General features: G+C 32.0%; 24 protein-coding genes. 22 read left to right on the forward strand and 2 right to left on the reverse strand.

Annotation, left to right across the window (positions count from 1 at the left end; genetic code table 11):
• The first annotated feature begins 57 nt into the window (after positions 1–57).
• The 4 genes from iolD to AACQ14_RS16345 all read left to right on the forward strand — a co-directional run bounded on the left by iolD (position 58) and on the right by AACQ14_RS16345 (position 6,183).
• Complete coding sequence (gene iolD / locus AACQ14_RS16330; RefSeq protein WP_339364658.1) at positions 58–1,989, forward strand: 3D-(3,5/4)-trihydroxycyclohexane-1,2-dione acylhydrolase (decyclizing); 1,932 nt, start codon at positions 58–60, stop codon at positions 1,987–1,989.
• Positions 1,990–2,175: 186 nt separating this feature from the next.
• On the forward strand, positions 2,176–3,075 hold the full coding sequence (gene iolE / locus AACQ14_RS16335) for a myo-inosose-2 dehydratase (protein ID WP_339364659.1): 900 nt from the start codon (positions 2,176–2,178) through the stop codon (positions 3,073–3,075).
• Positions 3,076–3,232: 157 nt separating this feature from the next.
• A complete protein-coding gene (gene iolG / locus AACQ14_RS16340) occupies positions 3,233–4,246 on the forward strand; it encodes an inositol 2-dehydrogenase (protein ID WP_339364660.1) in 1,014 nt (337 codons plus the stop codon).
• Positions 4,247–4,629: 383 nt separating this feature from the next.
• Entirely contained in the window at positions 4,630–6,183 is a 1,554-nt protein-coding gene (locus AACQ14_RS16345) for an acyl-CoA carboxylase subunit beta (RefSeq protein ID WP_339364661.1), read from the forward strand.
• 568 nt (positions 6,184–6,751) lie between these two features.
• Here the strand turns inward: AACQ14_RS16345 and rpsT are convergent.
• Positions 6,752–7,012, reverse strand: a complete 261-nt coding sequence (rpsT, locus tag AACQ14_RS16350; RefSeq protein WP_339364662.1) for a 30S ribosomal protein S20 — start codon at positions 7,010–7,012, stop codon at positions 6,752–6,754.
• 248 nt (positions 7,013–7,260) lie between these two features.
• Between rpsT and gpr the strand changes: the two genes are divergently transcribed.
• The 13 genes from gpr to thiI all read left to right on the forward strand — a co-directional run bounded on the left by gpr (position 7,261) and on the right by thiI (position 22,882).
• Entirely contained in the window at positions 7,261–8,283 is a 1,023-nt protein-coding gene (gpr, locus tag AACQ14_RS16355) for a GPR endopeptidase (RefSeq protein ID WP_339364663.1), read from the forward strand.
• A 316-nt stretch (positions 8,284–8,599) separates the two neighbouring features.
• Positions 8,600–9,814: a stage II sporulation protein P gene (gene spoIIP / locus AACQ14_RS16360; protein WP_339364664.1), complete on the forward strand. Its 1,215-nt coding sequence runs from the start codon at positions 8,600–8,602 to the stop codon at positions 9,812–9,814.
• Positions 9,815–9,899: 85 nt separating this feature from the next.
• The gene (gene lepA, locus AACQ14_RS16365) at positions 9,900–11,711 is read left to right on the forward strand and encodes a translation elongation factor 4 (RefSeq protein ID WP_339364665.1); all 1,812 of its coding nucleotides are present in this window, start codon (positions 9,900–9,902) and stop codon (positions 11,709–11,711) included.
• 9 nt (positions 11,712–11,720) lie between these two features.
• Positions 11,721–12,860: a radical SAM family heme chaperone HemW gene (gene hemW / locus AACQ14_RS16370; RefSeq protein ID WP_339364666.1), complete on the forward strand. Its 1,140-nt coding sequence runs from the start codon at positions 11,721–11,723 to the stop codon at positions 12,858–12,860.
• Positions 12,861–13,046: 186 nt separating this feature from the next.
• Positions 13,047–14,081 (forward strand): heat-inducible transcriptional repressor HrcA, encoded by a 1,035-nt coding sequence (hrcA, locus tag AACQ14_RS16375; protein WP_339364667.1) that lies wholly within the window; start codon positions 13,047–13,049, stop codon positions 14,079–14,081.
• A 15-nt stretch (positions 14,082–14,096) separates the two neighbouring features.
• Entirely contained in the window at positions 14,097–14,702 is a 606-nt protein-coding gene (gene grpE, locus AACQ14_RS16380; protein WP_423248000.1) for a nucleotide exchange factor GrpE, read from the forward strand.
• Positions 14,703–14,858: 156 nt separating this feature from the next.
• The gene (dnaK, locus tag AACQ14_RS16385) at positions 14,859–16,736 is read left to right on the forward strand and encodes a molecular chaperone DnaK (RefSeq protein WP_339364668.1); all 1,878 of its coding nucleotides are present in this window, start codon (positions 14,859–14,861) and stop codon (positions 16,734–16,736) included.
• 335 nt (positions 16,737–17,071) lie between these two features.
• On the forward strand, positions 17,072–18,214 hold the full coding sequence (gene dnaJ / locus AACQ14_RS16390; protein WP_339364669.1) for a molecular chaperone DnaJ: 1,143 nt from the start codon (positions 17,072–17,074) through the stop codon (positions 18,212–18,214).
• A 55-nt stretch (positions 18,215–18,269) separates the two neighbouring features.
• Entirely contained in the window at positions 18,270–19,205 is a 936-nt protein-coding gene (prmA, locus tag AACQ14_RS16395) for a 50S ribosomal protein L11 methyltransferase (protein ID WP_339364670.1), read from the forward strand.
• A 29-nt stretch (positions 19,206–19,234) separates the two neighbouring features.
• Positions 19,235–19,972, forward strand: a complete 738-nt coding sequence (locus AACQ14_RS16400) for a 16S rRNA (uracil(1498)-N(3))-methyltransferase (protein ID WP_339364671.1) — start codon at positions 19,235–19,237, stop codon at positions 19,970–19,972.
• 1 nt (position 19,973) lies between these two features.
• A complete protein-coding gene (locus tag AACQ14_RS16405; protein ID WP_339364672.1) occupies positions 19,974–20,339 on the forward strand; it encodes a response regulator in 366 nt (121 codons plus the stop codon).
• Positions 20,340–20,479: 140 nt separating this feature from the next.
• Positions 20,480–21,637, forward strand: coding sequence for a cysteine desulfurase family protein (locus tag AACQ14_RS16410; protein WP_339364673.1), 1,158 nt, complete (start codon positions 20,480–20,482; stop codon positions 21,635–21,637).
• A gap of 48 nt (positions 21,638–21,685) precedes the next feature.
• On the forward strand, positions 21,686–22,882 hold the full coding sequence (gene thiI / locus AACQ14_RS16415; protein ID WP_339364674.1) for a tRNA uracil 4-sulfurtransferase ThiI: 1,197 nt from the start codon (positions 21,686–21,688) through the stop codon (positions 22,880–22,882).
• Positions 22,883–22,989: 107 nt separating this feature from the next.
• On the opposite strand, the gene AACQ14_RS16420 is transcribed toward thiI, so the two are convergent.
• Positions 22,990–23,223 (reverse strand): HPr family phosphocarrier protein, encoded by a 234-nt coding sequence (locus AACQ14_RS16420; protein ID WP_339364675.1) that lies wholly within the window; start codon positions 23,221–23,223, stop codon positions 22,990–22,992.
• Positions 23,224–23,398: 175 nt separating this feature from the next.
• Between AACQ14_RS16420 and mtaB the strand changes: the two genes are divergently transcribed.
• The 5 genes from mtaB (at position 23,399) to AACQ14_RS16445 (ending at position 26,647) form a co-directional block, all read left to right on the forward strand.
• The gene (mtaB, locus tag AACQ14_RS16425; RefSeq protein WP_339364676.1) at positions 23,399–24,700 is read left to right on the forward strand and encodes a tRNA (N(6)-L-threonylcarbamoyladenosine(37)-C(2))-methylthiotransferase MtaB; all 1,302 of its coding nucleotides are present in this window, start codon (positions 23,399–23,401) and stop codon (positions 24,698–24,700) included.
• Between the two features lie 136 nt (positions 24,701–24,836).
• Positions 24,837–25,097 carry an IreB family regulatory phosphoprotein gene (locus tag AACQ14_RS16430; RefSeq protein WP_293754993.1) on the forward strand — a complete coding sequence of 87 codons (261 nt, stop codon included), beginning with the start codon at positions 24,837–24,839 and terminating at the stop codon, positions 25,095–25,097.
• A gap of 127 nt (positions 25,098–25,224) precedes the next feature.
• Positions 25,225–25,650, forward strand: a complete 426-nt coding sequence (gene ruvX / locus AACQ14_RS16435) for a Holliday junction resolvase RuvX (RefSeq protein WP_339364677.1) — start codon at positions 25,225–25,227, stop codon at positions 25,648–25,650.
• A gap of 118 nt (positions 25,651–25,768) precedes the next feature.
• Positions 25,769–26,035, forward strand: a complete 267-nt coding sequence (locus tag AACQ14_RS16440; RefSeq protein ID WP_339364678.1) for a DUF1292 domain-containing protein — start codon at positions 25,769–25,771, stop codon at positions 26,033–26,035.
• Positions 26,036–26,203: 168 nt separating this feature from the next.
• Positions 26,204–26,647: a Fur family transcriptional regulator gene (locus AACQ14_RS16445; RefSeq protein ID WP_339364679.1), complete on the forward strand. Its 444-nt coding sequence runs from the start codon at positions 26,204–26,206 to the stop codon at positions 26,645–26,647.
• Positions 26,648–26,689: the final 42 nt, after the last annotated feature.

Raw genomic sequence — 26,689 nt, forward strand, 5'->3', positions numbered from 1 at the left:
TCGGAAGACATGTAAAAAAATGTTTTTTGAAAAAGAAGGTTAAGGAGGTAAGTGTAAATGGAAACAATCCGTTTAACCATGGCTCAGGCGTTAGTTAAGTTCCTTGATAATCAGTATGTAGAGTTTGATGGGAAAGAGCAAAAGTTTGTAAAGGGTATTTTTACAATATTTGGGCATGGTAATGTTGTTGGCCTAGGTCAGGCATTGGAGCAAGATAGTGGGGGTTTAATTGTCCATCAAGGACGTAATGAGCAGGGTATGGCACATGCAGCAATTGGTTATGCAAAACAGAAGCATAGAAAGCAGATATATGCGTGTACTTCATCAGTTGGGCCAGGTGCTGCTAACATGGTGACTGCAGCAGCTACAGCTACAGCTAATAGAATACCAGTTTTATTATTGCCTGGTGATACCTTTGCTACGAGACAACCTGATCCAGTGCTTCAACAGGTTGAGCAATTTAATGATTTAACATTGACAACTAATGATGCATATAGAGCGGTAAGCAAGTATTGGGACCGTATTAGTCGACCAGAGCAGTTAATGTTCTCTATGATTAATGCAATGCGTGTTCTTACAGATCCAGCTGAGACAGGGGCAGTTACAATAGCGCTTCCACAAGATGTTCAAGGTGAAGTTTATGATTATCCAGTAAGCTTTTTCAAGAAACGTGTGCATCGTATAGAAAGAAGAGTACCAACACGAGCCATGATTGATGATGCTGTAAATGTTATGAAAGGTAAGAAGAAGCCTTTCATCGTATGTGGTGGAGGTGTAAGATACTCCGAGGCAGCAGAAGCGTTAAAATCTTTTGCTGAGAAATTCAACATACCATTTGGTGAGACTCAAGCAGGAAAAAGTGCTGTCGTATGGGATCATGAACTAAATATGGGTGGTATTGGAACAACAGGTAACCTAGCATCCAATATTTTAGCGAAAGATGCAGATGTTGTTATTGGAATAGGTACCAGATACACTGATTTTACTACTGCTTCAAAATGGTTATTCCAAAATCCTGAAGTTGATTTTGTTAATATTAATGTAGCTTCCTTTGATGCTTATAAGTTAGATGCTGTTAAAGTTGTTGCAGATGCAAAAGCAACTTTAGAAGCTTTAGAAAGCCGATTAGAAGCCGAAGGCTACAAGTCAGCTTATAATAATGAAATTGCAGATGCAAAAGATAAGTGGAAAGCGGAACTTAATCGTTTGTTTAATATTAAGTATAATAATGATTTTGTACCAGAAGTAGCAGGTCATCTAGATGATAAAATGGAAGAATACAAAGAAATGTTGGGTTCTAGCTTAACACAAACAAGAGTTATAGGAATGCTTGATGAGTTATTGGATGACAGTGCTGTTGTTGTTGGAGCTTCTGGAAGTTTACCAGGTGACCTGCAAAGAGTATGGTGTCCAAAAGAGCCTAACACCTATCATATGGAATATGGATATTCCTGTATGGGTTATGAAGTGAATGCTGCTCTTGGTGTTAAATTAGCAGAACCAAAGAGAGAAGTCTATGCTATGGTTGGAGACGGTTCTTATATGATGCTTCACTCAGAGCTTGTAACTTCTATTCAAGAAAGGGCTAAGATTAACATTATCTTATTAGATAACATGGAGTTTGGTTGTATCAACAATCTTCAAATGGGTCATGGAATGGGAAGCTTTGGTACAGAAATGCGTCATCGAAACCCTAAGACAGGTCTTTTAGATGATAATCTTGTCAAAATTGATTTTGCAATGAATGCAGCAGCTTATGGATGTAAGACATACTCTGTAAGAACAGAGGAAGAGTTAGCAGCAGCTATTGCAGATGCTAAGAAGCAAGAGGTTTCCACTTTAATTGATATCAAAGTATTACCAAAAACAATGACCAATGGTTATGAGTCCTGGTGGCGTGTAGGCAATGCGGAGGTAGCAGAAAAAGAAAGTGTTGTAAACGCTACAAAAGAGCTTAAGGCTGAACTTGATAAGGCAAGAAGATATTAAAAAGATATATATGGAATTTACTAAACTAAACAGCGAAATGATTCAATTATAAACGCTTTTTAAAGGGAATAATTCTTAGAAAAAGTGATTTGGTCTTAAAAGTTTACAGGAAGATAGAAAGCAAGACTTTCTTATATCCTTAACATTATAATATAAACAAAATAATTGGAGAGAAGGTTGAAAGAAATGTTAGATAAGAACAAAGTCAAATTAGGTATTGCTCCTATTGCATGGACAAATGATGATTTACCAGAATTAGGTGGAGAAAACACTTTTGAACAATGTATTAGTGAGATGGCTTTATCAGGATTTACAGGAAGTGAAGTTGGAAATAAATATCCTAAAGATCCAGAAGTATTAAAACGTTACTTAGATCTTAGAGGTGTTCAGATTTGTAACGCATGGTTCTCTACACTTTTTACTTCAGAGCCAGAAGAAGTAACCATTGAAAACTTTATTAAGCACAGAGACTTCTTACATGCTGTAGGTTCTAAGATGATTGGCTGTTCTGAGCAAGGAAACAGTATTCAAGGTACAATGAAACCAGTGTTTGATGAAAAACCTGTTTACACCGAAGAAGAGTGGGTAAAAGTAACACAAGGTATGAACAAATTAGCAAAATTAGCTGCTGAAAAAGGTATGAAAGTATCTTTCCACCATCATATGGGAACAGGTGTACAAACACCAGAAGAAGTGGATAAATTCATGGAAATGACTAATGATGATGTTTACTTATTATTCGACTCTGGTCACTTAGCTTACTCAGAAGGTAATGCTGAAGTTGCTTATGAAGTTTTAAGAAAACATATTGACCGTGTTGCTCACGTTCATTTAAAAGATATTCGTCTTGATGTTGTGAATAAAGTTAAAGAAGATAAATTAAGCTTCTTAGAAGGCGTAAAAATGGGTGCATTTACAATCCCTGGCGATGGACTTATTGATTTCAAACCTATCTTCAAAATATTAGAAGATGCTAACTATGAAGGTTGGATGGTAGTAGAAGCTGAACAAGATCCAGCCATTGCAAATCCATTTGAATATGCATTAAAAGCAAGAGCTTATATTAGAGAAAATACAGGTCTTTAAGAACCACAGAGTTAACACAAAAGTTAAAACAAGCAGGAAATAGTAATATAATTCAAGCTATAGTAATTTTATTATAACTAGCACCTACCGAGGGATAATTCCACGGTAGGTGTACATAACACAACTATATGAATGTGTATAGAGGAGGAAAAATATTATGAAGAAAATGAACGTTGGTATTATCGGTGCGGGACGTATCGGACGTGTTCATGCACAAAGTATTTCTTATCATATTCCTAACGCAACAATCAAGGCAGTATCAGATGTTCGCTTAGATGGTGTAGAAGAGTGGGCAAAAGGATTAGGAATTGAGAATGTATATTCTCATTATCACAAAATCTTAGAAGATAAAGACATTGATGCAGTTCTTGTTTGTTCATCAACAGATACACATGCACAGATTTCTATTGAAGCTGCTGAAGCAGGAAAGCACATTTTCTGTGAAAAACCAATTGACTATGATTTAGATAGAATTAATAAAGTATTAGAAGCTGTAGAAAAAGCTGGTATTAAATTCCAAGTAGGATTTAACAGAAGATTTGACCACAACTTTAACAGAATTAACCAAGTAACAAAAGCTGGTGTTATTGGTGATCCACATATCATCAAAATTACATCTAGAGACCCAGAGCCACCACCAATTGAGTATGTAAAAGTATCTGGTGGAATCTTCTTTGATATGACTATCCATGATTTTGATATGGCTAGATTCCAAGCTGGTTGTGAGGCAACAGAAGTCTACGCAGTAGGTGATAGCCTTGTTGATCCAGAGATTGGCAAAGCTGGAGACGTTGATACAGCTGTTATTACCATTAAATTTGAAAATGGAGCTATTGTTGTTATCGATAATAGTAGAAAAGCAGCTTACGGATACGATCAAAGAGTTGAAGTATTTGGTTCAAAAGGGTCTATTGAAGCTAAAAATGATACTGAAACAAATACTATTCTTAGAACTGAAGAATCTGTAAAATTTGACAAACCACTTTATTTCTTTTTAGAGCGTTACATGGGCTCATTTGTAGAAGAAATGAAGCAATTCTTTGCAGCAATTGAAAACGATACTGAAACACCAGTTAAAGGTATTGATGGCTTAAATGCTGTTATTATAGCTATGGCTGCTAAGAAATCTCTTGATGAAGGAAGACCAGTTAAAATATCTGAAATTGGATAAGACATGAATTTTAATTTCTATATGATTTCAACTTTAATATATTGAACTTGATCTTTTAGTCAACTACATGGAGTGAGGATTAAATTAAGTTCGATATATTACCCTAATTTTATCAATTAAATTGCTAAAAAGATCACTTTATTATAGTTAAATTTAATCCAACGTATATTGGATTAGCCTATAATAAAAATATTTCCATTTCATTTATCGTAAAACATAATTACCTTGTAATTTTCACCAAAAGTTGGTAAATCTTTTATTACAAATGAATAAGTATTTTATATTTATAGAGTTAGGGAAACGTGTGCATAACATATAATATGTAAAAATACAAGAAATCATATAACGTGTAACTTGATATTTACTGCCAGGGAGGTGAAACAATGTCAAACATTAATAAGAGTATACAGGATATGTATGAACGTAAAAATAAATTATTACAAGGCGGCGGACAGGCAAGAATTGATCGACAGCATGCAGCAGGTAAAATGACAGCAAGAGAAAGGATTGATATGCTGCTTGATCCTAACAGTTTCGTTGAAGTAGGAGCCTATATGAAACATCGTTCAACGGATTTTGGACTTGATAAAGTAGAAGCCCCTGGAGATGGTGTTGTTACTGGATATGGTACTATTGATGGAAGCCTTGTATATGTTTATGCTCAAGATTTTACTGTAATGGGAGGTTCACTTGGTGAAATACATGCACAGAAAATATGTAAGGTAATGGACATGGCTATGAAAACCGGTGCCCCTATTATTGGAATCAACGATTCAGGTGGAGCCAGAGTACAAGAAGGTATTGATGCTCTTAGTGGCTTCGGTGAGATATTCTATCGTAATACAAAAGCTTCAGGAATTATTCCTCAGATATCAGTGATTATGGGACCTTGTGCAGGAGGGGCCGTTTATTCACCAGCCATTACAGACTTTATATTCATGGTGGATAATACCAGTCAAATGTTTATTACTGGACCTGAAGTTATCAAAACAGTTACTGGTGAAGAGATCACCAAAGAAGAATTAGGTGGCGCTTATGTCCATGCAAGTAAAAGTGGTGTAGCTCACTTCAATTATACAGATGAAGCAGAGTGTATAAAGGAAGTAAGAAGACTCATTAATTACTTACCATCTAATTATTTAGAAGAACCAATGGAGCTTGATATGCAAGATGACCCCAATAGAAAATCCTCAAGACTTGTAGACATCATGCCTGACACACCAAGTAAAGCCTATGATATGAGAAAAGTTATTAATGAGATAATTGATGCAAATAGCTTTATTGAAGTACATAAAGCCTATGCGCAAAATATCATTGTTGGTTTAGCTAAGATGAATAATGATACTGTTGGTATAGTTGCGAATCAACCTCAATTCTTAGCAGGTGCACTTGATGTTAATGCTTCTGATAAAGCTGCAAGATTTGTTCGATTCTGTGATAGTTTTAATATTCCTATTGTTACATTAACAGACGTACCAGGATACTTCCCTGGCGTAACCCAAGAGCACTCAGGAATCATTAGACATGGTGCAAAGCTCTTATATGCTTACTGTGAAGCAACAGTACCTAAGATCAATGTTATCCTAAGAAAAGCCTATGGTGGAGCCTATATCGCCATGAGTAGTAAACATCTTGGCTCTGATATAGTACTTGCTTGGCCTACTGCTGAGATTGCCGTAATGGGTGCACAAGGTGCAGCAAATATTATCTTTAGCAAAGATATTAAAAATGCTGATGACCCAGTTGCTATGCGTGAACAGAAAGTGAAAGAATACAGAGATAATTTCGCTAATCCATACGTTGCAGCAAGCAGAGGTTATGTGGATGTGGTTATAGAACCCATGATGACAAGACCATATATCATCTCAGCTCTACAATCTCTTAAAAGTAAGCGTGAGGAAGGTCCAAGTAAGAAGCATGGTAATATACCATTATAATAAGAATAGTGTTTGCTTATAGATTACAAGCTGATAAATACATCAGCTTTTTCTTTATGTTCCCCCAGCATGGACGTAGTCTAACAGGTTAAAGTCCTGAACATAGCCTAAGACAAGACATGCTAATTTGTCAAGTTATAGATTAAGAAAGTTTGATTATCTAATCCATAATTGGCGATTCTAATAGCATCTTTACGTTCAGCCTTTAGTTAAGAAGCATATTTTACATACAAGTGTTAGGATAAAAGAATTAATAGCCAACAGTGGATACTGCAGTGAAGCAGACTTTAAGGTATTTAGCTAGCGAAAACATAGAGCCGTATATTAAGCTACAGGAACATGAGAAGCAAATAGGAGCTATGAAAAAATAGAAAAAGAGCTGATGATTTATATAATGGCAAGGAATATCAACAAACTTGATCGATTTATACATCAAAAAATAGTATGAGTCATATTGCAGCGTCATAGATGAAAAGAAAAAGACTACTTAATGGATTATTTTCCAATTAAGTGGTCTTTCTAATGAAGAGGCTGTCAGAAATTACTCATTTTCCGACAGCCCCTTTAATTATGCGTTATTTACGGCTTTTGCTAAACGAGAAACTTTTCTTGCAGCAGTTTTTTTGTGATAAATACCTTTTGCTTTAGCTTTATCAATATAAGAAATTGCTACTAATAATTGTTTTTCAGCAGTTGTTTTATCTCCGGATTCAACAGCAGCTAAAACTTTTTTAGTTTCTGTTTTTACTCTTGATTTAATTGCTTTGTTTCTAGCAGTTTTTGTCTCTGTTACTTTAATTCTTTTTTTCGCTGATTTAATATTTGCCAATGAAATAACCTCCGATATTTTTTATAAATATTTTTGTTTCGCAGTGGGAATTAGGAAACTAAACATTTATTTATAGACCATTATTCGTGATCTTAAGTCTTTTTTGGACTTCAAATAAATATCGCACATAAACATACGCTCTAATTTTAATATATAATGCATAATAAGTCAATGAATATATATAAAATAATTGGAAAAAATATTTCCTAAACAGGGTGCAATAATTTTTTAGAAGGGAATTAATTTAGATGGATAACAATAGTCAAGAGAAATTAGAGCAAGTGGAACAGAAATACAACGTTAGAACCGACTTAGCGATTGAAGCTAGAGAAATGGTTGGGGAAGAAGATATTGAGATAAAAGGGGTAGAAGTAACAGTAGATAACATTAAAGATATTGAGTTATCTATAACAAAAGTAAATATTCTTGATGAACATGGAGCAAAAGCACTTAATAAACCTATAGGCAGTTACGTAACTATGGAATGCGACTTAATGAAGCAGAATGCGCCAGAAGCTCATGAGGAAATAGTGAGAGAGTTGGCAAAACAATTAGGTGATTTAGCTAAAGTTGATAAAGATATGACAGTTCTAGTTGTAGGGCTTGGAAATAGAGATGTAACACCGGACTCACTGGGACCTAGAGCAGTTTCTAATGTTTTGGTTACAAGGCATCTTTTTCAAGAATTTGGTGAACCTGAGGGTGAAGATGGATTTAATAAGGTTAGTGCAATCATACCTGGTGTTATGGGGCAAACGGGTATGGAGACTTTTGAGATAATTCAAGGGATTGTTAATAAGATAAAGCCTAGTTTAGTAATAGCTATTGATGCTTTGGCTTCCAGACGAACTACGAGGGTTAATTCTACTATTCAGATTGCGGATACAGGAGTTCATCCAGGTTCTGGTGTAGGTAACAGACGTCAGGGACTTACAGAGGAGTCATTAGGAGTTCCAGTAATAGCTATTGGTGTTCCTACAGTAGTTGATGCGGCGACTATAGTTAATGATACAATGGAAGAATTATTGATAGAGATGAAAAAGCAAGCAAAGGAAAATACTGAAATAGCGGATATGATTAATCGTTTCAATGAACAAGAGAAATATCAGCTGATAAAAGAGGTTCTTTATCCTTATATTGGTAATTTGTTTGTTACTCCAAAAGAGATTGATGCGGTTATTAAAAGATTGAGTAATATAATAGCTTCTTCTTTGAATATAATGTTGCAGCCTAATCTTGAGTTTGATGAGATTACTAAGTTTTTATCGTAGGGATACCTATATATTGTGTGAAAAATAAATTGTGTGCATATAAGTCAGTGTAAAGTGTTACAATCACTTGCCTTACCCTGAGAAGCGGTCGGTCTGCGTGATTGTAACACTTTACACTTCTTCATTTGAAATTATAGAGAGTAGATAAATATATTATAAGAGGGTAATATATTTTTATATTTATGATTCATAATAGTTTTTGTAATAAATCACCTTGTCCAAAAATATATTTTTATAAGATGTTAATTTAATGAGGACATGTTGAAAATGAGTAGGGCAATTATTTATTGTCTACTGTGAGGATAAGGGTGATTAGATGAATAAAGCGTATTTACTTAAGAAAAATAGGAAAGCTTCACTTGTTTATATGGCAGTTTTGATAGTGTTGTCTATTGTAATTATAATAAAATTATTTGGGTTATATTTTACTAATGAAATAATAAGTTTTAAGAATCTTGTTTTTTCAGATATTGATTCGTCTTTTTTTACTAATATAATTCATTCGGTTAATCCTTCAGTAGAGTATTATTTAGAGAGCAACAATAAGACTAAGCTGGATATAAGTAATTATAATAAGATTGAGGCATTGTATGGTTATAATATCCCTCTTATTTCATTTATAATGAACGAGAATGATTATTCTTATTGTACTGCTTCGGAAAACTATCCTAAGATCAATCAGAAAGATAAGTCGTTTGAAAATGATTTGGAACATTATGAGCATGATGAAAGTTTTTTTTCATCTCATACGTTGGAACAGCAGATTCCCGTAGTTAATATAACTAATTATACTATGGAACAGCTTAATAATTTTTCGTTTTTGAAATCTAATTTATATACTTTTGATCCTAGTATAAATCCCACACAAGATAAGTTTCCTATTGATAAATTCTTAAGTAAGGATATGTCAATAGATATGAGTGGTGATGGTCCGAAAGTATTGATATATCATACCCATTCCCAAGAAAGTTTTGTAGATAGTGTGAAAGGTAAGAAAGAAGATACTGTTGTAGGAGTAGGAGATGAATTAGCTCGTATACTTGAAGAGAAATATAATATTAAGGTTCTTCACCATCGGAAAGAGTATGATATCATCAATGGTAAGATTGATAGGGATGAAGCTTATCAGCGAATTGAAGCACCATTGAAAAATTTGATTAAGAAGAATCCTTCAATAGAAGTTATGATAGATATTCATAGGGATGGAGTTAGGGGTAATGTAAGGTTAGTGCATAATATTAATGGTAAACAAACAGCTAAGATTATGTTTTTTAATGGGCTAGCCCTATATCCTGTAATGCCTAACAAGTATGTTGTTGATAATATGGCGTTTAGTTTTCAGATGCAGTTGAAAGCTAATGAATTATATCCTAATTTCACTAGAAAAATATATCTTAGAGGGTATAGATACAATCTGCACCTAAAACCAAAATCATTATTAATTGAAGTTGGTGCTCAGACAAATACTGTCAGCGAAGCAATGAATGCTATGGAGCCTCTAGCGAAAATTTTATATGAGGTTATTAAATAATAATAAAAAATATATTTTGTTGCTAAATTATATATATATATGCTATAATAACCAACAGAAAATGGGCTAAGGAGGATGTTGGTCTGTGGCAGAATTTAAACAGGATAATATAAGAAATTTTTGTATAATTGCACATATCGATCATGGTAAGTCAACATTAGCAGATAGGATCATTCAATTAACAGGATTATTGACTGCTAGAGAAATGCAGGCTCAAGTTTTAGATAATATGGATCTAGAACGTGAGAGAGGTATAACAATAAAAGCTCAGGCAGTTAGACTAGTATATAAAGCCAAAAATGGTGAAGAATATATATTTAACCTTATTGATACACCTGGCCATGTGGATTTTAATTATGAAGTATCTAGAAGTTTAGCGGCATGTGAAGGAGCTGTTCTTGTAGTAGATGCAGCACAAGGAATTGAAGCTCAGACATTAGCTAATGTGTATCTAGCGCTGGAACATGACTTGGAGATAGTTACAGTAATAAATAAGATTGATTTACCAAGTGCGGAACCTGATAGGGTAAAAGCAGAGGTAGAGGATGTTATTGGATTAGATGCCGAAGATGCACCACTGATATCTGCAAAAGAAGGCATTAATATAGAAGATGTGCTTGAAAAAATAGTATCAGATATACCAGCACCAGTAGGAGATGTAAATGCACCTCTGAAAGCGCTTATATTTGATTCTCTATATGACCCTTATAGAGGTGTTATAGTATTCTGCAGGGTTAAAGAGGGAACCGTTAAAAAGGGCATGAAAATACGTATGATGGCTACTGAAAAACAATTTGAAGTAGTGGAAGTTGGGTATTTTGGTGCTGGACAATTCATACCGGCTGATTCTTTACAGGCAGGTACAGTTGGATACATTACAGCTAGTATCAAGAATGTTGGGGATACTAATGTGGGTGATACCATTACAGATGCTAGCAACCCAATAGATGAGCCTCTACCAGGGTATAAAAATGTTAATCCAATGGTTTTCTGTGGGTTATATCCAGCAGATGGGTCTAAGTATCAAGATTTACGTGATGCACTTGACAAATTAAAATTAAATGATGCAGCACTTAATTTTGAACCAGAAACATCAATAGCTCTTGGTTTCGGATTCAGATGTGGTTTCTTGGGATTGTTGCATCTAGAAATAATACAAGAGCGTTTGGAAAGAGAATATAATCTTGATTTGGTAACAACTGCACCAAGTGTTATATATAAAGTATATAAAACTAACGGTGAAGTTATTGATCTTGCGAACCCAACTGATTTACCTGATGTCTCAGAGATAAGAACTATGGAAGAACCAATAGTGAAAGCTGAGATTATGGTTCCGACAGATTATATTGGAACGGTAATGGAACTTTGTCAAGAAAGACGTGGAGAGTATTTCGGCATGGATTACATTGAAGAGACAAGAGCCATGTTGACTTATGAACTTCCACTTAATGAAATAATATATGATTTCTTTGATGCTCTAAAATCTAGGACAAGAGGTTATGCATCCTTTGATTATGAATTAGTTGGGTATAAAGAATCTGAATTAGTAAAACTTGATATATTAATTAACAAAGAAGTTGTAGATGCATTATCTTTTATCGTTCATGTTGATAAAGCATATGATAGAGGAAGAAAGATAGCAGAGAAATTGAAGACAGAAATACCTAGACACCTATTTGAAATACCAATACAAGCAGCTGTTGGTAATAAAATAATTGCTAGAGAAACTATTAAAGCCATGAGAAAAGATGTACTTGCTAAATGTTATGGTGGAGATATATCAAGAAAAAGAAAACTTCTTGAAAAACAGAAAAAAGGTAAGAAGAGAATGCGTCAAGTAGGTAATGTAGAAGTACCTCAACAAGCTTTTATGAGTGTGCTTAAGCTAGATGATTAGGTGTTAGAGATGAAAAATATCAGTTTATATATTCATATTCCTTTTTGCAAAAGTAAATGTAATTATTGCGATTTTCTATCTTTTGACAATAAAGATAGTGTCATGAAGGAATATGTAAATGCATTAATCAACGAGATAAAAAGTTATAGTGAACTTACAAAAGAATATAATATGAAAAGTATATTTATAGGCGGTGGTACACCGTCTATTCTGCCATGTTCTGATATAGAAAGAATCTTTGATACCCTAAAATCATATTATAATATTGATAGAGATGCCGAGATAACAATTGAAGCTAATCCAGGAACCCTTGATGAAGAGAAAATTGAAGTGCTTCTTTCATCAGGTGTAAATCGCATAAGCATGGGATTACAATCATGTAATAATAAATTATTAAAGAAACTAGGACGAATCCATACTTGGGATGAATTCCTATTAAATTATGATTTGATTAGAAATAATGGTTTTGAAAATATAAATATAGATTTGATGTTTGCTCTACCAAATCAAACTATCAGTGATATAGAGAATGACTTGAAAAAGATAATCAATCTTAGACCAGAACATATATCTTATTATTCCTTGATAATTGAAGAAGGAACTAAATTTTCTAGGTTATATGATGATAACAAGCTTGTTTTACCAGCTGAAGATGTAGAACGTCATATGTATTGGCTGATTCATGATACACTACAGAATAATGGTTATAAACACTATGAGATATCTAATTATGCTTTGGACAACAGAGAGTGCTATCATAATAAGATATATTGGAAAGAAGAAGAATATATAGGTATTGGGTTAGGGGCTTCCTCATACTTTGAGGGCTTTAGATATAAGAATATCAATAATCTGTTAAATTATATAGATATTAATGGAGATATTAGTAAGCTTAAGGAATGTACTGAGAAAATCAGTAAAAAGACTTCTATTGAAGAATATATGTTTTTAGGACTGAGATTATTAGAAGGTATAGATAAGATTGATTTTTATAATAGATGGGGACATGAAATAGAATATTATTATAAAGATGCTATACAAGAGCTTATAGAAAAAGGACTTATTATGGAAAATGGGTCTAGATTAAAATTAACTAAAAAAGGAGTTGACGTTAGTAATTTTGCATTATCCATGTTTTTGTTTGATTAATATGGCTATAATGGGCTTAAATACAGCTGGTAAAAGATGTTACAAATGTATTAAGCCTAAAAAAAATAATTAAATTTTGCAAAATTACTTGACAAATCTACCTGCAAGTGATATTTTTATTTCAAGCATTAGCACTCATTAGAGTAGAGTGCTAACAAAAAAATAAGCTAACAAAGGTGGTGCGATATGGAACTAAATGATAGAAAGATTAAAATTCTTAGGGCAATAATTTTAAATTACCTAGATACAGCTGAACCAGTAGGTTCAAGAACAATTTCAAAGAATTATGACTTAGGTATAAGTCCTGCTACTATAAGAAATGAAATGTCTGATCTAGAAGAATTAGGTCTTATATTGCAACCTCATACGTCTGCAGGTAGAATTCCATCTGACAAGGGGTATAGGCTATATGTTGATAGGCTTATGAATCTTCATCATGAAGAGATAAATAATGGTTTATATATAGAACAGCTGTTTCAACGTGTAGATAGGATAGAATCTTTGTTAAAAAATATTGCTAAGATGCTGGCAAATGAAACTAATTATGCTACGATTGTTTCATCACCACAGATTAATAAAGCTAAAATAAAAAATATACAATTAATAGGTGTACAGGAAAAAAGAATATTAGCGGTTATAGTAACAGATGGTAATATTATTAAGAATTATATGATCAATATTAATGAACCAGTACATCAAACAATGTTGAATAGATTGACTTTTGTTCTTAATGAACAGTTATATGGACTTACTCTTGAACAGATTAATTTACCACTTATTCAACAACTAAAAGATTTTGCTGGAAGTAACGCTGATATAATCAATAAAGTATTAGATGCCATTTTTGATACTATAAAATCTGTTGATGATACAGAGATCTATACATCTGGTGCAACTAATATATTAAGATTTCCAGAATTCAATGATATATCAAAAGCAACCAATCTAATACATAGACTTGAAGAAAAACAAGTTCTAAGAGATATGGTCTATACTGTATTAGAAGAAAATGGTGTTAATATAAAAGTTACTATTGGTAACGAAAATGTTATTGATGAAATGAAAGATTGTAGTTTGATAACTACTGCTTATAAGCTTGGTGGAGAGAATATTGGATTTATTGGTATCATTGGTCCTAAACGGATGGATTACGAAAATACAATAGGTTCTCTTTCAGGTTTAATGTCAAAAATGGAAGAAATTATTAATAAGTTAAAATAGGAAGGTGGTTATATAGTGGCTAAAGAAAAAGTTTCTGAAGAAAATATTTCAGAAGAAATTAAAGATGAAATAATTAATGAGCAAGAAGTTGAAGAAAAAGATTCAGAAGAAAACTTAGAAGAAGTGGAAGATGTAAAATTAGAAGAAGATTCTACTGGAGAAAATGATATGAATAAAAAACTGAAACAAAAAGAAAAGGAAGTTAACGAATACGTAGATAAATTACAAAGAACTATGGCAGAATTTGATAACTTTAGAAAAAGAACAATAAAAGAAAAGTCTATGATGTATGAAAATGGAGCAAAAGAAACATTAGAAAAATTATTACCTATTGTAGATAATTTTGAACGTGCTCTAGACAGTATTTCAGAAGAACAAAAAGAACTACCTTTTACACAAGGTGTTGAAATGATATTCAAACAGTTAATGAGTACTCTTAACGAACTTGGAGTAGAAGAAATAAAAGCTGAAGGGAATGAGTTTGATCCTAACTTCCATCATGCAGTTACACATGCTGATGACGAGTCATTAGGTGAAAATATAGTTGCAGAAGTATTCCAAAAAGGATATATGTACAACGATTCAGTTTTAAGACATAGCATGGTAAAAGTAGTAAACTAGTTTATCAAGAAAAAATTTAAAGAAATATAGAATGTATGATTATAATATTGTGCATCTTATATATATATTATTAATTACTTAAAAAATAATCTTCGTCGAATAAAATAAAATTATAAAAAACATTGACGAGTATATTGATATGAAGGAGGAAATAAAATGGGTAAAATAATTGGTATTGATTTAGGTACAACTAACTCATGTGTTGCAGTTATGGAAGGTGGAAAGCCAGTAGTAATTGCTAACGCAGAAGGTATTAGAACAACACCATCAGTTGTTGCTTTTACAAAAAATGGAGAAAGATTAGTAGGAGAACCTGCTAAGAGACAGGCGATTACTAATCCTGATAAAACAGTAGCTTCAATTAAGAGACATATGGGTACTGATTTTAGAGTAACTATTGATGATAAAAAATATTCTCCACAAGAAGTTTCAGCTATGATTCTTCAAAAATTAAAATCTGATGCAGAAAGCTATTTAGGTGAAAAGGTTACAGAAGCAGTTATTACAGTTCCTGCATACTTTACAGATAGTCAAAGACAAGCAACTAAGGATTCAGGAAAGATAGCTGGTCTTGAAGTTAAGAGAATTATCAACGAGCCTACAGCTGCAGCTTTAGCCTATGGTCTTGATAATGAAAATGAGCAAAGAATTATGGTTTATGACCTTGGTGGTGGAACATTTGATGTATCTATCATTGAAATCGGAGACGGTGTAATTGAAGTATTAGCTACAAGTGGTAACAACAAACTTGGTGGAGATGACTTTGATGACCGTGTTATGAATTACCTTATAAAAGAATTCAAAACTTCAGATGGTATAGATTTAACTAATGATAAGATGGCTGTTCAAAGATTGAAAGAAGCAGCAGAGAAAGCTAAAAAAGAATTATCATCAGCAACAACAACTAATATTAACTTGCCATTTATTACTGCTACACAAGAAGGACCAAAACATTTAGATATTACACTTACTAGAGCTAAATTTGATGAATTAACAGCTGACCTTGTTCAACAAACAATGGGTCCTGTAAACAATGCTTTAAGAGATTCAGGATTATCAGCAACTGAGCTTGATAAAGTATTATTGGTTGGTGGATCAACACGTATACCAGCTGTACAAGATGCAGTAAACAAATTAACAGGTAAAGAGCCATTCAAAGGTATTAACCCAGATGAATGTGTTGCTATAGGAGCATCCATTCAAGGTGGTAAATTATCAGGTGAAGCTGGAGCTGGAGATATATTACTTCTAGACGTAACACCATTATCACTTGGTATTGAAACATTAGGTGGTGTAGCTACTAAATTAATCGAAAGAAACACTACAATTCCTACTAAGAAGAGTCAAGTATTCTCAACTGCTGCAGATAATCAACCAGCTGTTGATATCCATGTAGTTCAAGGTGAAAGAGAATTTGCTAAGGACAATAAAACGCTTGGAAGATTCCAATTAGATGGAATTCCACCAGCACCAAGAGGAATCCCTCAAATTGAAGTTACTTTTGATATAGATGCTAACGGCATTGTTAATGTTACAGCTAAAGACCTTGGAACAGGTAAAACACAACATATTACAATTACAGCTAGTACAAACTTATCCGATGATGAAATCAACAAAGCTGTTGATGAAGCTCAAAACTTCGAAGAAGAAGATAAGAAGAGAAAAGAAGCTATTGATGTAAGAAATGAAGCTGATTCACTTGTATTCCAAACTGAAAAGACATTAAATGAATTAGGCGATAAAGTTGACGCTGCTGAAAAAGAAAAAGTAGAAGCTGAAGTTACTAAGTTAAAAGAAGTACTTGGTAAATCGACTATTGATAATATGACTGATGCTAATGTAGAGGAAATCAAAGTAGCAAAAGAAGCATTAATGACTGTTTTCGGAGAGCTTTCAACTAAATTATATCAACAAGCTGGAGCTGCCGGTGCAGCACCAGGAGCAGGGCCACAAGGTGCACCAGGAGCTGAACCAAATCAAGAACAACCAAATAATGATGATGATGTAGTTGACGCAGACTTCAAAGAAGTGTAAAATATAAAATTGTAAAAAAGCCAAAGACATTGGTCTTTGGCTTTCTTAAAGAATATATATATTATAGATGAAAATTTTTAATTATAATTATGAATGTGATATTTTGACCACAATATATAATGGTTAGGCTGTAATTAATAACACAATATATATTGTGGTGAATTTAATACTATTGACTCAACTTTCCCACTTCAATATTGTATGCAGGTAAGCTAATTAAAAACCTATAACCCTTAATTTACCTGTATTAAATTAAAGGTGGGAAAGTTGAGCTATTAAATATAAGTTGAATTAAATAATTCAAAATTAATCATAAAAAGAGGTAGGTGGGAATAATGGCAGATAAAAGAGATTATTATGAGGTATTAGGTGTTGGGAAAAGTGCTACTGACGCTGATATAAAGAAAGCATATAGAAAATTAGCTAAACAATATCATCCTGACATGAACCCAGGTGATGAATCTGCTGAACACAAATTTAAAGAAGCAACAGAAGCTTACGAGGTATTAAGTGATTCATCAAAAAGATCAAAATATGATCAATTAGGTCACGCTGCATTTAGTAATGGAGGCGGCGGAGCAGGAGGCTTTGATTTCTCAGATGTTGGAGATATATTTGGAGATATATTCGGAGATTTCTTTGGTGGTGGAGGCCGTAGAAGAAATGCTAATGCTCCAACGAAAGGTGCAAGCCTAAAAACTTCTGTTACACTTAATTTTAAAGAAGCCGTATTTGGTGTAGAAAAAGAAATTGATATGGTTATTTCTGAGACTTGTGAAGAATGTTCAGGTACTGGAGCTAAGAAAGGAACAACGCCAGAAACATGTCCTCATTGTAAAGGTTCTGGTCAAGTGAGATATAATCAACAGACTATGTTTGGTAATATAACAAGTGTTAAGACATGTAATAATTGTGGCGGAACAGGAAAAGTAATAAAAGAAAAATGTTCATCATGTAGAGGAACAGGATATGTTAGAAATAGAAAGAAAATAGCAGTGGATATTCCTGCTGGTATTGATAATGGTCAAAGCATAAGGTTAAGTGGAAAAGGTGAACCAGGTACTAATGGTGGACCAAGAGGAGATTTACTAGTAACTGTATATGTAAAACCTCATGAATTCTTTGAAAGACAAGGTGTTGATATTTACTATACTTTACCTATATCTTTTGCTCAAGCAGCACTTGGTGCAGAACTTGAAGTTCCTACCCTTGACGGAAATGTAAAATATGAAATAAAAGATGGAACGCAAACACATACTAGATTTAGGTTAAAAGGAAAAGGTGTACCTCATATAAGAAATTCCAAAATTAGAGGAGACCAATATGTTACTGTAGTTGTAGATGTTCCTAAAAAATTGAATGAAAAGCAAAAGGAATTGCTAAAAGAATTTTCTGCTACTTTTGGAGAGCAGGTAAAAGACTTCAAGGATGGTAAGAAAAAAAAATGGTATGATAAAGTCATGGATGCCTTTGATTAGATTGTAGGCTACATAAGTGAAAATATTATAGTATGCTAAAAGGATGTGTAATATATTGAAATGGACCCAATGTAAAGTCTATATCAATGACGAAGCCATAGAAGCAGTAAGCTATATGCTTACTGAACAGGGAATACAAGGTATAGAAGTAGTTGACAATACTCTATCAAATGAAGATATGGAAGAAATAATCGTAGATTATATTGAAGATGGAGTTATTGATAATAATAGAGATACTTTTATTAGATTTTATTTGTCAGAGCAAGAGAATGTTACTGAAAAAATAAATGAAATAAAAGCTAAAATCAAAGATATTGGTAAATATCTGGAAGTTGGTAAGACCAATATTGAATTAACTATCATAGATGATGAGGATTGGGCGAATAATTGGAAAAAATATTATAAGCCTTTTAAGATAGATAATAATATAATTATTAAACCAACTTGGGAAAAGTACACAAAGAAAACCCATGATGATGTTATAATAGAAATTGATCCAGGTATGGCATTTGGTTCAGGGACACATGAGACCACTTCCATGTGTGTCAGTATGATTAATAAATATTTATCTAAAGATGATCTAGTAATTGATGTAGGATGTGGAAGTGGGATATTAGGAATTACAGCAGCCAAATTAGGTGCTGGAGAAGTAACTTGTATCGATCTTGATAAGAACGCAGTTAAAGCCGCCAAAGAAAATGTTGTTACTAACAAGGTAGATGATAAAGTAAATGTACTTAACGGTGATTTACTGGAAATGGTTGACATTAAAGCTAATATGGTGGTAGCTAATATAATGGCAGATATAATAATGATATTAGCAAAAGACGTTGCTACATACTTAATTCCTAACGGTATTTTCATATCCTCTGGAATTATATTGGATAGAGTAGAAGATGTTAAGGATGCGTTACTGGCTAATGGATTTGAGATAGTAGAGATTAAGAGAATGGGAGAATGGGCTGCCATTGTTTCTCGACCCATTTCATAAAAGTACTTTTGAAAGGATAGAGGTTTTATATGCATAGATTTTTTGTAGAGCCTAACCAAATTATTGAAGATGAGATTCGTATTGTTGGTGATGATGTAAAACATATCAAAAATGTACTTAGAATGAATAAAAATGACGAAATTATAATTTGTGATGGACATAGTAATGATTATTATTGTATAATTAATAGTATTGAAGGTGACTACATAAATACAAAAATTGTCACTAAAAAACAATCAGTTACTGAGCTAAATACAAAAATTTACCTTTTTCAAGCTTTGCCAAAACAAGCTAAAATGGAATTAATTGTGCAGAAAGCAGTAGAGCTGGGGGTATATGAGATAATTCCTGTTATTACTGAAAGAAGCGTTGTTAAAATAAATAAACAAAATGGGACGAAAAAATTAGCTAGATGGAATAAGGTAGCTGAGTCTGCAGCCAAGCAGTCAAAAAGAGGTATTATTCCAGTAGTAAATGAAATAATGAATTTTGAAGAAGCAATAGAATATTCTAAGCAACTGGATACAATTATTGTCCCTTACGAAAATGCTAAAAATATAACAGAAACTAAAGAATTTATCAACAATCTAGATTGTAAGAGGATTGGAGTATTTATAGGTCCTGAGGGAGGATTTAGCCTAAATGAGATAGAAGAGGCTAAAAGTAGTGAGGCTAATATCATAACACTAGGAAAAAGAATACTAAGGACAGAAACAGCAGGTTTAGCTATATTATCATTACTAATGTTTCAACTTGAGGAGGAATAGTATGGCATTAAGAGTATTAATCGTTGATGATGCAATTTTCATGAGAACTGTTTTAAAGAAAATGTTATCAGAAGAAGATTATGATATTTGTGGAGAAGCTAATAACGGAAAAGAGGCAATAACGAAGGCAAAAGAATTACAACCAGATGTAATTACTCTTGACATCACAATGCCTGAAATGGATGGAGTAACTGCACTTCCTGAAATACTTAAGGCAAGTCCTAATTCAAAAGTAATTATGTGTTCAGCTATGGGTCAGCAACCTATGGTTATAGAAGCGATCAAAAATGGAGCAAAAGATTTCATTGTGAAACCTTTCCAGAAATCACGAGTAGTACAAGCTATAGAAAATGTTGTTAAAAAGTAATAAAGACTATAGTCTAGGAGTTGTTTTGGGCAAGATATATTATATTAAGCACTAAGTTTAATATAGTATATCTTTCTTAAATTTTTATATTACAAATAATTTCATATAAAATAGACTATTATTTGAAAGGATGCCTTAGAATGGAAATATATTTGGACAACGGGGCTACTACAAAACCCTTTGAAGTTGTCATAGAAGAAATGTGTAAAGTCTTTAGAGAAGATTATGGCAATCCTTCGTCTTTACACAAAAAAGGATTTGAAGCTGAAAAATATATTATTAAGTCAAAAGATATATTTTCGAAAATATTGAAAGTAAATCAAAAGGAAATTTATTTTACATCTGGTGGAACAGAATCCAATAATCTAGCAATACTTGGTGTAGCAAATGCGTATAAAAGATCAGGTAAGCACATAATAACTACAGCAATAGAACATTCCTCTGTTAAGAATACAATAAATTATCTAGGGGATAATGACTATGAGATAACAGTTTTACCAGTTGATAGTAATGGACTTATTGATTTGGACCAATTACGAGACAGCATACGTGAAGATACTATTCTAGTATCAATAATGCATGTTAATAATGAAATCAGTACAATAATGCCTATAGATGAGATTGGAAAGGTAATCAAAGAGAAGAATAAAAATACTATTTTTCATGTAGATGCTATACAATCTTTTGGAAAATTGAATATATATCCTAAAAAATGGAATATTGATTTAGTAAGTATAAGTGGACATAAATTCCATGCTCCAAAGGGAATAGGAGTTATTTATATCAATGATAATATTAAGATAAATCCTATTATATATGGAGGTTTTCAGCAAAATGGTATAAGATCTGGCACAGAGAATGTACCAGGAATTGCAGCCATTGGTCTTGCTGCAAAGATGATGTATGATAACTTAGATTCCAATGTAGAACATTTATATAGATTAAAAAGATATTTAGCAGGTAGAATCATTAACGAAATAGCAGATACGGTTATCAACGGAATAGATGTAGATAAGGGTGCACCACATATCTTAAGTATAAGATTCAATAAAGTAAGAGGAGAAGTATTACTTCATAGCCTTGAAGAAAAAGATATATTTGTGTCCACAGGTTCTGCATGTTCATCTAATAAGCCTTCTAAGTTAGGTCCTTTACAGGGAATAGGATTAAATAGTGAAGAAGCACTATCCACAGTCAGATTTAGTTTTTGTATTAACAATACTATAGAAGAATTGGATAAGTGCGTAGATGAATTAAAGAACATAGTACCATTATTAAGGAAGTTTGTTAGACATTAGTTGAATGATGTTAAAGATAACGTATTTTTGGAAGGATTGGATTATATAATGAGTAATTTAAAAAAAGCTTTTCTAGTTAAATATGGTGAAATTGCAATCAAAGGTAAAAATAGGTATATATTCGAAAATATTCTTGCAGACCATATCCGTAGAGCCCTTAAACCATGTGGCGATTTTAAAGTTAGTAAAGAGCAAGGAAGAATTTTTATTGAACCATTTTCTGATTATGATTACGATGAAGTAGTTGAAAGATTATCAAGGATATTTGGTCTTGTTGGAATTTGTCCAGTAATTGTTCTTGAGGATATGGATTTTGAAGCAGTAAAACAAGCAACACTAATGTATATGAAAGATGAATATGAAGACTTGAATTTTACTTTTAAAGTTGAATCAAGAAGGGCTGATAAGAGATATCCTCTTAATTCAATGGAAATAGCTTGTGAAGTTGGTGCATATTTACTTGACCATATACCTGAGTTGAAAGTTGATGTGAAAAAACCAGACGTAAAAGTATGGGTTGAAATAAGAAGTAGAGCATATATCTATTCTAAAATCATTAAAGGTTTAGGTGGTATGCCAGTTGGTTCTAATGGTAAAGCTATGCTTATGTTATCAGGAGGGATTGATTCACCTGTAGCAGGTTATTTAGTAGCTAAAAGAGGAGTTAAGTTAGACGCAGTATATTATCATAGCCATCCATATACTAGTGAACGTGCTAAGCAGAAAGTAATTGATTTAGCGAAGATTGTTTCAAGATATTCAGGAAGAATTAATCTCAATGTTGTGCCGTTTACAGATATTCAACTGTATATCTATGAGCAATGTCCTCATGAACAACTAACAATAATTATGCGTAGAATAATGATGATCATAGCTGAAAGATTAGCAGAAAAATATGGAGCACTTGCATTGGTTACAGGTGAAAGTATAGGACAAGTAGCGTCACAAACAATTCAAAGTCTTAATGCTACTAATTCTGTTTGTAATATGCCAGTATTCAGACCTCTTATAGGTTTTGATAAGCAAGAAATAGTTGAGATAAGTGAAAAGATTGATACTTATGAAACTTCAATACTACCATATGAAGATTGTTGTACTATATTTGTTGCTAAACATCCAGTTACAAAACCTTCATTAAAATCGATTATCAGATCTGAAAGAAGATTAGAAAAAATAGATGAAATGATTGAAGAGGCGATTAACAACGTAGAACTTGTTAAAATTAAGCCAGATGAGGAAGAATAAGGATAGTTAGAAATTATAGATAGGATTATAACAAAAATCCACTGACAAGTGGATTTTTATAATATGGGTTAGTCCATATTAGTATTTCATAAACATGAAATTGATAATTATTCAACGATAAATTCTTTTAAAGTGCCAGCAACTTCATTGAATGCATTATCATCATGTACTGTTAATTCAATTGGTTTACTTAAGTCTAAACTAAAGATACCCATGATTGATTTTGCATCAATAACGTAGCGACCAGAAACTAAATCAAAATCAGAATCAAATTTACTGATTGCATTTACAAAATTTTTAACTTTATCGATTGAATTTAATGTTACTTTAACTGTTTTCATGTAATTGACCCCCTTAAAAGTGTTTTTTAATATTTGAATACATGAATATACTAACCTTTTATAGGAAATAAGTCAATAACTAAAATTACCAAAAAAAGTAAACTATATTAGGTGCTTTTTGTTAAACTACTGAAATAATATACAAAAAAATAAATAATTATTGTGAGGTATTAATATGAAAAAAGTTGCTTTCCATACGTTAGGTTGTAAAGTTAATCAGTATGAAACTGAAGCTATGGAAGAATTGTTTGAAAAATCCGGATATCAAATAGTAGATTTTAGAGATAATGCTGATATATATGTTATTAATACGTGTACCGTTACTAATGTTGCTGATAAAAAATCAAGACAAATGCTATCAAAGGCAAAACATAATAATGAAGAAGCTATTATTGTAGCAGTAGGATGCTATGCTCAGATAGCAAAAGACAAGTTGATAAAAGATAATAATATAGATTTAGTAATTGGTAGTAATAATAAAAATAAAATAGTTGATTTAGTAGAAGAATATATACACGAGGGCAATAAAATAAATGTAGTTGAAGATATCGGAAAAACAACTGAATACGAGGATATCCTGATTACAAAGGTTAATGATAAAACAAGAGCCTATATTAAGATACAAGATGGCTGTAACCAATTTTGCTCTTATTGTATTATTCCATATACAAGAGGAAGAGTAAGAAGCAGAGAGATGAGTAGCGTTATAAAAGAGGTTAATACTTTAGCAAGCAAAGGATATCATGAAATTGTCTTAACAGGTATACACATTGCTTCATATGGAAAAGACTTAACTAACACTTCATTAATAGAACTTCTGATAAGGTTGAATAAGATTGATGGAATATTAAGGATTAGACTAGGATCATTAGAACCTAGTTTAATTACAGAGGAATTTATTTCCCAGCTATCAAAATTAAATAAAATATGTCCACATTTCCATTTGTCACTACAAAGTGGCTGTAATGCTACTTTAAAAAGGATGAATAGGAAGTATACGACTGAGGTTTTCAATAACAAAGTAGAGATTATAAGAAAAGCTTATACCAAGCCTTCGATAACAACTGATATAATAGTTGGTTTTCCAGGGGAGACAGATGAGGAATTTAACGCTACACTAGATTTTGTTAGAAAGATAAGGTTTAGTGGAATACATGTTTTTAAATACTCTATGAGACAAGGTACTCCAGCTGCTACTAGAGATGATCAAATAGACCCTAGAATAAAAACTGAGAGAAGTCATATCTTGATTAATGTTCAAAGTAGAATAAGAGAAGAATTTTTAAATAGCTTTATAAATAAAGAGATTGATGTACTGTTTGAAGAAGAATCCATAATAGATGGCAAAAAATGTTACTATGGATTCACGGATAATTATATAAAAGTAAAAGTTTTTAGTGACAATAATATTAGAAATTTACAGTTAGCAACAAAGATTATCAAAATCCAAAATGATAATCTAGTTGGAAGCATATAATGAATTTACATTAAAATAATATTACAAAGCAAATTTTAATTGTATTTTAATTACATATATATTAATATATAGTAAAAGGAATATAAAACCAAAAGGCTAGATTCGAAAGAATTGTTTAAGTGAGGATGTGATATGGGTGAAAAACATTAATAGTACTCAATTTTTTAAGAAATTCGAAAAAGAACCAGAAGATGCAAAAGAAATTTTAGTAAGTGTATATGAAGCCCTTACAGAGAAAGGATATAACCCTATTTATCAAATTGTAGGGTACATTTTATCTGGTGATCCTACTTATATCACTAGCCATAAAAATGCTAGAAGTCTAATAAGTAAAGTTGAAAGAGATGAACTATTAGAAGAATTGGTAAAAAATTATATAGACAATAACTGCAAGTAGTCGTATAATATAAAAGTTAAATTAAATAGTTGGGTATACTATTCAATGATGAAAAGTGTGCAGATGCACACTTTTATTATCCTACAGAAAAGTTATTCTATAGAAAACAAAAGTTGGATGTGATTAAATGCGTATTTTAGGTTTAGATTATGGGAGTAAAACATTAGGTGTAGCAGTTAGTGACCCATTTGGTTGGACTGCTCAAGGGATAGAAACTATAAATAGAAAAGATGAAAATAATCTAAAATCAACAATTACAAGATTAGGTGATATTATAAATGAGTATAATATAGAAAAGATAGTATTAGGACTCCCTAAAAATATGAATAATACATCTGGGGAAAGAGTAGATAGAACCTTATATTTTAAAGATAGATTAATGCGGGAATTTTCAATTCCAGTAGAAACTTGGGATGAAAGATTAAGCACAATAGGAGCTAAAAGATCACTTTTGGAAGCTGATTTAAGTAGAAAAAAACAAAGTAAAGTCATAGATAAAATGGCAGCTGTTTTTATTTTACAAGGATATCTTGACAATTTACAAAGAAACTAATAAAATACTTTTTGTGAATTGATCTTAATATTATTAATAAACAATGAATTAAAATAAGTTAACATATATATTATAAACTAATAAAAAATTGGTAATAATTTGAAAGGTGGATTTTTTAGTGGAAACAATTGTATTTACGTTTGAAGAGACTGGTGAAGATGTGGAATTTGCAATTTTAAGTTCTTTAGAATATGATGAAGAGACATATTTATTGGCTGTTGAAAAGGAAGAGTTAGAACTTGATGATATGACAGCTTATGTATTAAAAGCAATTAGCCTAGATGGCGAAGATGTAATTTATGAAATAGTTGACGATGATGATGAGCTTCTACCAGTTAGTGAAAAACTAATGGATTTAGTAGAAGATATTGATATAGATATGTAAGTGCCAAATTTGACAAAATGTTATTAGCGATTTATAATTAAGTTATCTATATTTTACATTAATAGTGATTTTAAACTAATAAATAACTACTATTATACTATTGAAATATATATGCTTAATGAAAAGATATATAAAATGAAGTATATTAAAAAGTATGGGGGAATATACGTGTCTGTTAGCAGTGAAGATTTTAAAAGAATGTTAAAAGAAAAAGGATTTAAACTTACTACTCAGAGAAGAACTGTATTAGATGTACTTCAAAATAATGAAGGAGATCATTTAACAGCTGAGGAGATTTATGAGATAGTAAGGAAGAAGTGCCCTGAAATCGGACTAGCTACGGTATATAGGACTATACAACTCTTGCATGAGTTAAAATTAATAGATAAATTAAACTTAGACGATGGATTTATAAGGTATGAAATTGGCAAGTTTAATGATGATAATCACCATCACCATCACCATCATTTAATCTGTGAAAGTTGTGGTAAAGTAATTGAAGTAGAGGACGATTTAATGGAATCTATTGAAGAAGGCTTTGAAGCAAAATACGATTTTAAAGTTACTGACCACAAAGTAAAATTTTATGGTATTTGTAAAAACTGTAAATAATTATCAATGTACGGGATGATAAAATTTATTAAAGATATATTT

It is taken from the genome of Vallitalea maricola, assembly GCF_036985595.1.
Lineage (GTDB): Bacteria > Bacillota > Clostridia > Lachnospirales > Vallitaleaceae > Vallitalea > Vallitalea maricola.